At 69.7% G+C, this 5933-nt stretch carries 7 protein-coding genes; 5 read left to right on the top strand and 2 right to left on the bottom strand.

All coding sequences use genetic code 11. The features are described from left to right. On the top strand, positions 1-471 hold a 471-nt coding region (gene dapB, locus AXW62_RS32240), incomplete at its 5' end, for a 4-hydroxy-tetrahydrodipicolinate reductase (RefSeq protein ID WP_063817701.1). Positions 472-481: 10 nt separating this feature from the next. Then, positions 482-943 (top strand): tetratricopeptide repeat protein, encoded by a 462-nt coding sequence (locus AXW62_RS32235; protein WP_060947602.1) that lies wholly within the window; start codon positions 482-484, stop codon positions 941-943. Between the two features lie 28 nt (positions 944-971). On the opposite strand, the gene AXW62_RS32230 is transcribed toward AXW62_RS32235, so the two are convergent. Together AXW62_RS32230 and AXW62_RS32225 are read right to left on the bottom strand one after the other, a co-directional pair. Beyond that, the gene (locus AXW62_RS32230) at positions 972-1523 is read right to left on the bottom strand and encodes an SCO5741 family PH domain-containing membrane protein (protein ID WP_060947601.1); all 552 of its coding nucleotides are present in this window, start codon (positions 1521-1523) and stop codon (positions 972-974) included. 63 nt (positions 1524-1586) lie between these two features. After that, the gene (locus tag AXW62_RS32225) at positions 1587-1829 is read right to left on the bottom strand and encodes a hypothetical protein (RefSeq protein ID WP_030841869.1); all 243 of its coding nucleotides are present in this window, start codon (positions 1827-1829) and stop codon (positions 1587-1589) included. Between the two features lie 200 nt (positions 1830-2029). On the opposite strand from AXW62_RS32225, the gene thyX reads away from it, so the two are divergent. The 3 genes from thyX (at position 2030) to AXW62_RS32210 (ending at position 5677) form a co-directional block, all read left to right on the top strand. Continuing rightward, positions 2030-2770, top strand: coding sequence for an FAD-dependent thymidylate synthase (gene thyX / locus AXW62_RS32220; protein WP_030841871.1), 741 nt, complete (start codon positions 2030-2032; stop codon positions 2768-2770). Between the two features lie 196 nt (positions 2771-2966). Then, positions 2967-3866 carry a 4-hydroxy-tetrahydrodipicolinate synthase gene (gene dapA / locus AXW62_RS32215; protein WP_060947600.1) on the top strand — a complete coding sequence of 300 codons (900 nt, stop codon included), beginning with the start codon at positions 2967-2969 and terminating at the stop codon, positions 3864-3866. A 125-nt stretch (positions 3867-3991) separates the two neighbouring features. Next, positions 3992-5677, top strand: a complete 1686-nt coding sequence (locus AXW62_RS32210; protein ID WP_030841875.1) for a ribonuclease J — start codon at positions 3992-3994, stop codon at positions 5675-5677. The last annotated feature ends 256 nt before the right edge of the window (positions 5678-5933 follow it).

Raw genomic sequence — 5933 nt, 5'->3', positions numbered from 1 at the left:
GACGCCGCGCCGCGCACGGGCGTGCTCATCGCCCCGAACTTCTCCATCGGCGCCGTGCTGACCATGCGGTTCGCCCGCCAGGCGGCCCGGTTCTTCGAATCGGTCGAGGTCATCGAGTTGCACCACCCCAACAAGGTGGACGCCCCCTCGGGCACCGCCGCGCGCACCGCGCAGCTGATCGCCGAGGCCCGGCGGGAGGCCGGCTGCGCGCCGCAGCCGGACGCCACCGCCACGGGGCTCGACGGCGCGCGGGGCGCGGACGTGGACGGGGTGCCGGTGCACTCGGTGCGGCTGCGCGGGCTCCTCGCCCACCAGGAGGTGCTGCTGGGCGGTGAGGGCGAGACGCTCACCATCCGGCACGACTCCACCCACCACAGCAGCTTCATGCCCGGCATCCTGCTGGGCGTCCGCCGCGTGGTGACCGCCCCCGGCCTGACCTTCGGCCTGGAACATTTCCTGGATCTGGACTGAGGGCACAGCGGTGCGCGCAAAGATCACGTACTTCGTTCTCGCGGCCGTCCTGGTCGTCTACTTCGTGCTGGTCGGCGACCGCGGGGTGCTGCTGATCCAGGAGGGCACCCCGGTCACCGTCGTCTTCGGGGTGGCGGTGCTGGTGATGCCCCTCATCGGCGCCTGGTTCCTCTGGCAGACCACGCAGTTCGCGCGGAGCGCCGACCGGCTCGCCCGCGAACTGGAGGCGGAGGGCGGCCTCCCGGTCGATGAACTGGTACGGACGCCCGGCGGGCGGATCGACCGGGACTCGGCGGACGCCGTCTTCGCCAAGCGCCGGGCCGAGACCGAGCAGTCGCCGGACGACTGGCGGTCCTGGTTCCGGCTCGCCGTGGCGTATCACGACGCCCGGGACACCGCCCGCGCCCGCAAGGCGATGCAGCGTGCCATCGCCCTGCACGACGGCAAACCGGTGCGGGCGGCCCGCGGCTGACCGGAGGACCGCCCGCACCGGTACCGGCTCAGTGGCGGGTGGCGGCCCAGCCCTCGAGCGCGTCGGCGGCCGTGTCGAAGCTCTCCGCACGGCCCAGGAAATCGGCGTCGTGGCTGGTGATCAGGGTGTACGGGGCTCCGCCGCGCACCGGTTGCAGCAGCACGGCCTCGCCCTGGACGGTGCGCGGCAGGCCCAGCCAGCGCACCGGCTGCTGGACCGTGCGGATCGCGGCGACGTCCTGCCACCGCACGGTGGCGCTCCTGAGGAGGCCGGTCCGGCGCAGCCCCTGGGCGTTCACCTCGATGCCGACGCGCACCAGCCGCACGGCCGCTACGACGATCAGTGCCCCGACGGCGGCGCAGACGGCCGCCGCGGTCAGCGGTCCGGCCATCGCGATGATCAGGGTGGAGAAGAGCACGTACGAGGCGAGCAGCAGCAAAACGGCGGCGCCCCCGACCCTCCAGGGCCCCGGTCGGTAGGGACGGCGCCAGCGGTCCGGGTCCTCGTAGCCGAGCGGATCCGCTCCGGCCGCCGCGTCGTCGTCGCGGGCGCGGTCGGCGGTCAGGAAGGGCAGGGGCACGGAAGGTCCTCACTCATACACATGTCCGGATGGGCCTGTGCTGGGTGAGGCTATCCCAGCCGGTCAGCGTCCGTCGGACGCCTCGGGCTGCTGGATCTGGTGGGTGGGATGCGACTGGCTGTCGAGGGCGGGCATCCCGAACATCAGTGAGCCGATGAACCCCGCGATGATCGTGAGCCCGATCAGCGTGCGCCCCGCTATCTGGGACGGGGTGGCGCGGGGGCGGGGCGGTGGGGTGACATTGCTGCGGAAACGGTCGGCTTCGGCGACGAAGGCGAACGGCACGGGCTCTCGCCGGCGGGACATGAGGCGGGCTCTCCTTGGAACCTCGAACGTGAGTGCTTCGATGTGTAGGACGTGTAAAAGCCCGATTGAGTGCCCGGTTCCGCCGACTTTCGTCAAAAAATTCTCGCTGAGCGGAGCTGTCGGCTCGCCGGGTGGGGCTGTCGGTGGCGGCCCGTAAGCTGGGCGCCGCCCCGAGCGAACGCACCAGGGAAGGACCGCCGGTGACCGAGACCCCCGCCGAGACCGAGAAGGCCAGTTTCCGCAGCGATGTGACCGTCGAGCTGGTCAAGCACAGCGCCGCCGACTCCGATGTGCTGTGGGCCGCGCGGGTGTCCACCGCGGGCGAGCAGTCCCTCGAAGAGATCACCAAGGATCCGGAGCGCTCCAAGGGGCTGATCAACTTCCTGATGCGGGACCGGCACGGCAGCCCGTTCGAGCACAACTCGATGACCTTCTTCATCAGTGCCCCGATCTTCGTCTTCCGCGAGTTCATGCGGCACCGCGTGGGCTGGTCGTACAACGAGGAGTCCGGCCGGTACCGCCGCCTCGAGCCGGTGTTCTACGTGCCGGGGGAGGCGCGCAAGCTGGTCCAGCAGGGCCGCCCGGGGAAGTACGAGTTCGTCGAGGGCACCCGGGCGCAGCACGAGCTGACCGGCCGGGTGATGGAGGACGCGTACCGCCACGCGTACGACGCGTACCAGGAGATGCTGGCCGCGGGAGTGGCCCGCGAGGTGGCCCGCTCGGTGCTCCCGGTCGGCCTGTTCTCCTCGATGTACGCGACCTGCAACGCCCGCTCGCTGATGCACTTCCTGGGCCTGCGCACCCAGCACGAGCAGGCCGCGGTGCCGTCGTTCCCGCAGCGGGAGATCGAGATGGTGGGCGAGAAGATGGAGGAGCACTGGGCGCGGCTGATGCCGCTCACCCACGCCGCCTTCAACGCCAACGGCCGGGTGGCCCCGTAGCCCGGGCGGTCGGCTCCCCGGACGGATCACCGGGCGAAGTGTCCGTATTGCGGCGTTTCGAGAAGTTCATCTAGGCTGAACAAACGGGCCCGGCACTGCTTGAACCCCCGAGCAGGCAGTGCCGGGTCCCACCTCTTCGCACCGTCCGCCGCCCCGAGGGAGCGCCGCGGGCCGCGCTACGAGTAGCGTGGGGCCCATGGCACCGACTTCCACATCGCAGACCCCTTTCGGGCGGGTGCTGACCGCCATGGTCACGCCATTCACCGCTGACGGCGCGCTCGACCTCGACGGCGCCCAGCGACTCGCCGCTCATCTGGTGGACGCCGGCAATGACGGCCTGGTCGTCAACGGCACCACCGGCGAGTCCCCCACCACCAGCGATGCGGAGAAAGCCCAGCTCGTACGAGCCGTGGTGGAGGCGGTCGGCGACCGCGCCCACGTCGTGGCGGGAGCCGGTACCAATGACACCCGGCACAGCGTCGAGCTCGCCCGCGCGGCCGAGCAGGCGGGTGCCCACGGGCTGCTGGCGGTCACGCCGTACTACAGCAAGCCCCCGCAGGAAGGTCTCCTGCGGCACTTCACCGCCATCGCCGACGCCACCGACCTGCCGGTGATGCTCTACGACATCCCCGGCCGCAGCGGCGTCCCGATCGGTACCGAGACCATCGTCCGGCTCGCCGAGCACCCGCGCATCGTGGCCAACAAGGACGCCAAGGGCGACCTCGGCCGCGCCAGCTGGGCCATCGCCCGCTCCCGCCTCGCCTGGTACTCCGGCGACGACATGCTGAACCTGCCGCTGCTGTCGGTCGGCGCGGTCGGCTTCGTCTCCGTGGTCGGCCATCTGGTCAGCCCCGAGCTGCGAGCGATGCTCGAAGCCCATCTCGCGGGCGACGTCGCGAAGGCAACGGAGATCCACCAGAAGCTGCTGCCCGTCTTCACCGGCATGTTCCGCACCCAGGGTGTGATCACGACCAAGGCCGCGCTCGCTCTCCAGGGCCGGCCCGCGGGGCCGCTGCGCCTGCCGTTGGTCGAGCTGACCGCCGAGGAAACGGAACAGCTCAAGCGCGATCTTGCCGCCGGCGGGGTACAGCTCTGAGCAAAGAGGCGATTGCTCGCACCTTCATACTTCACAACTGCATACAGACACATCAGCAAGTGCACGAATGTCACGCGCGCCATGTGCCCCCGGGGGTATGTGGCGTGTGTGGTGAGGAGAGTCTTTTGAGTCATCCGCATCCTGAGCTCGGCCCTCCGCCGAAGCTCCCCGAGGGCGGCCTGCGCGTCACTCCGCTCGGCGGCCTCGGTGAGATCGGCCGGAACATGACGGTCTTCGAATACGGTGGCCGACTGCTGATCGTCGACTGCGGGGTGCTCTTCCCCGAGGAGGAGCAGCCCGGAGTCGACTTGATCCTGCCGGACTTCACAAGCATCCGGGACCGCCTCGACGACATCGACGGCATCGTCCTCACCCACGGCCACGAGGACCACATCGGCGGCGTCCCCTTCCTGCTGCGCGAGAAGCCCGACATCCCGCTGATCGGTTCCAAGCTGACCCTCGCCCTGATCGAGGCGAAGCTGCAGGAGCACCGGATCCGTCCGTACACCCTCGAGGTCGAGGAGGGGCACCGCGAGCGGATCGGCCCCTTCGAGTGCGAGTTCATCGCGGTCAACCACTCCATCCCGGACGCTCTCGCGGTCGCCATCCGCACCCCGGCCGGCATGGCCGTGCACACCGGCGACTTCAAGATGGACCAGCTGCCGCTCGACGGCCGCCTCACGGATCTGCCCGCGTTCGCCAAGCTCGGTGAGGAGGGCATCGACCTGCTCCTGGTGGACTCCACCAACGCCGAGGTCCCCGGGTTCGTCCCGCCGGAGCGCGATATCTCCGGTGTGCTGCGCCAGGTCTTCGCCAACGCGCAGAAGCGCATCATCGTCGCGAGCTTCGCCAGCCACGTCCACCGCATCCAGCAGATCCTCGACGCGGCGCACGAGTACGGGCGCAGGGTCGCCTTCGTCGGCCGCTCCATGGTCCGCAACATGGGCATCGCGCGTGACCTCGGCTATCTGCGGGTGCCGGCCGGTCTCGTGGTGGATGTGAAGACCCTCGACGACCTTCCGGACGACGAGGTGGTGCTGGTCTGCACGGGTTCGCAGGGCGAGCCGATGGCCGCGCTGTCCCGGATGGCCAACCGCGATCACCAGATCCGGATCGTCGAGGGCGACACGGTGATCCTGGCCTCGTCGCTGATTCCGGGCAACGAGAACGCGGTCTACCGGGTCATCAACGGACTGACGCGCTGGGGCGCCACGGTCGTGCACAAGGGCAACGCCAAGGTCCATGTCTCCGGCCACGCCTCGGCCGGCGAGCTGCTGTACTTCTACAACATCTGCAAGCCCAGGAACCTGATGCCGGTGCACGGCGAGTGGCGTCATCTGCGCGCCAACGCCGAACTGGGAGCGTTGACCGGGGTTCCGAAGAACCGTTGCGTCATCGCCGAGGACGGTGTCGTGGTCGACCTCGTCGACGGCATGGCCAAGATCGTCGGCAAGGTGCAGGCGGGATACGTGTACGTGGACGGCCTCTCGGTCGGCGACGTCACGGAGACCTCGCTCAAGGACCGCCGCATCCTCGGCGAGGAGGGCATCATCTCGGTCTTCGTGGTCGTCGACAGCACGACCGGCAAGATCGTGGGTGGACCGCATATCCAGGCGAGGGGCTCCGGGATCGAGGACGCCGCCTTCTCCGCGGTCCTCCCGAAGGTCGAGGACGCCCTGGCCAAGTCGGCCTCCGACGGGGTCGTGGAGCCGCATCAGCTCCAGCAGCTGGTGCGTCGCGCGGTGGGCAAGTGGGTCTCCGACAGCTACCGCCGCCGCCCGATGATCCTTCCCGTGGTCGTCGAGGTCTGACCGCCGAGTCCGGGCCTCCGTCCTGACGTCCCCTCAGCACCAGACCGGCGCTGAACACCCGGCGGGGCTCCTCGATTTGCATCGAGGAGCCCCGCTCCAGTACGTTTACGGCTCCGCCAGAGGGGAACCCGGAGCGCTCAACGGCCTTCGGAGGAGCCCGCAGGCGGGGGTGAAATCGACTCGGAGAAATTCTGATAAAGTCGAGGAAGCCGAAAGGCAAGGCCTTCCAACGGCCACCGGAAACGGAATTCGGACC

It is taken from the genome of Streptomyces hygroscopicus subsp. hygroscopicus, assembly GCF_001553455.1.
GTDB lineage: Bacteria > Actinomycetota > Actinomycetes > Streptomycetales > Streptomycetaceae > Streptomyces > Streptomyces hygroscopicus.
Note: the sequence above shows the minus strand (reverse complement) of the source record. Positions and strands in the feature narration are given on the sequence as shown.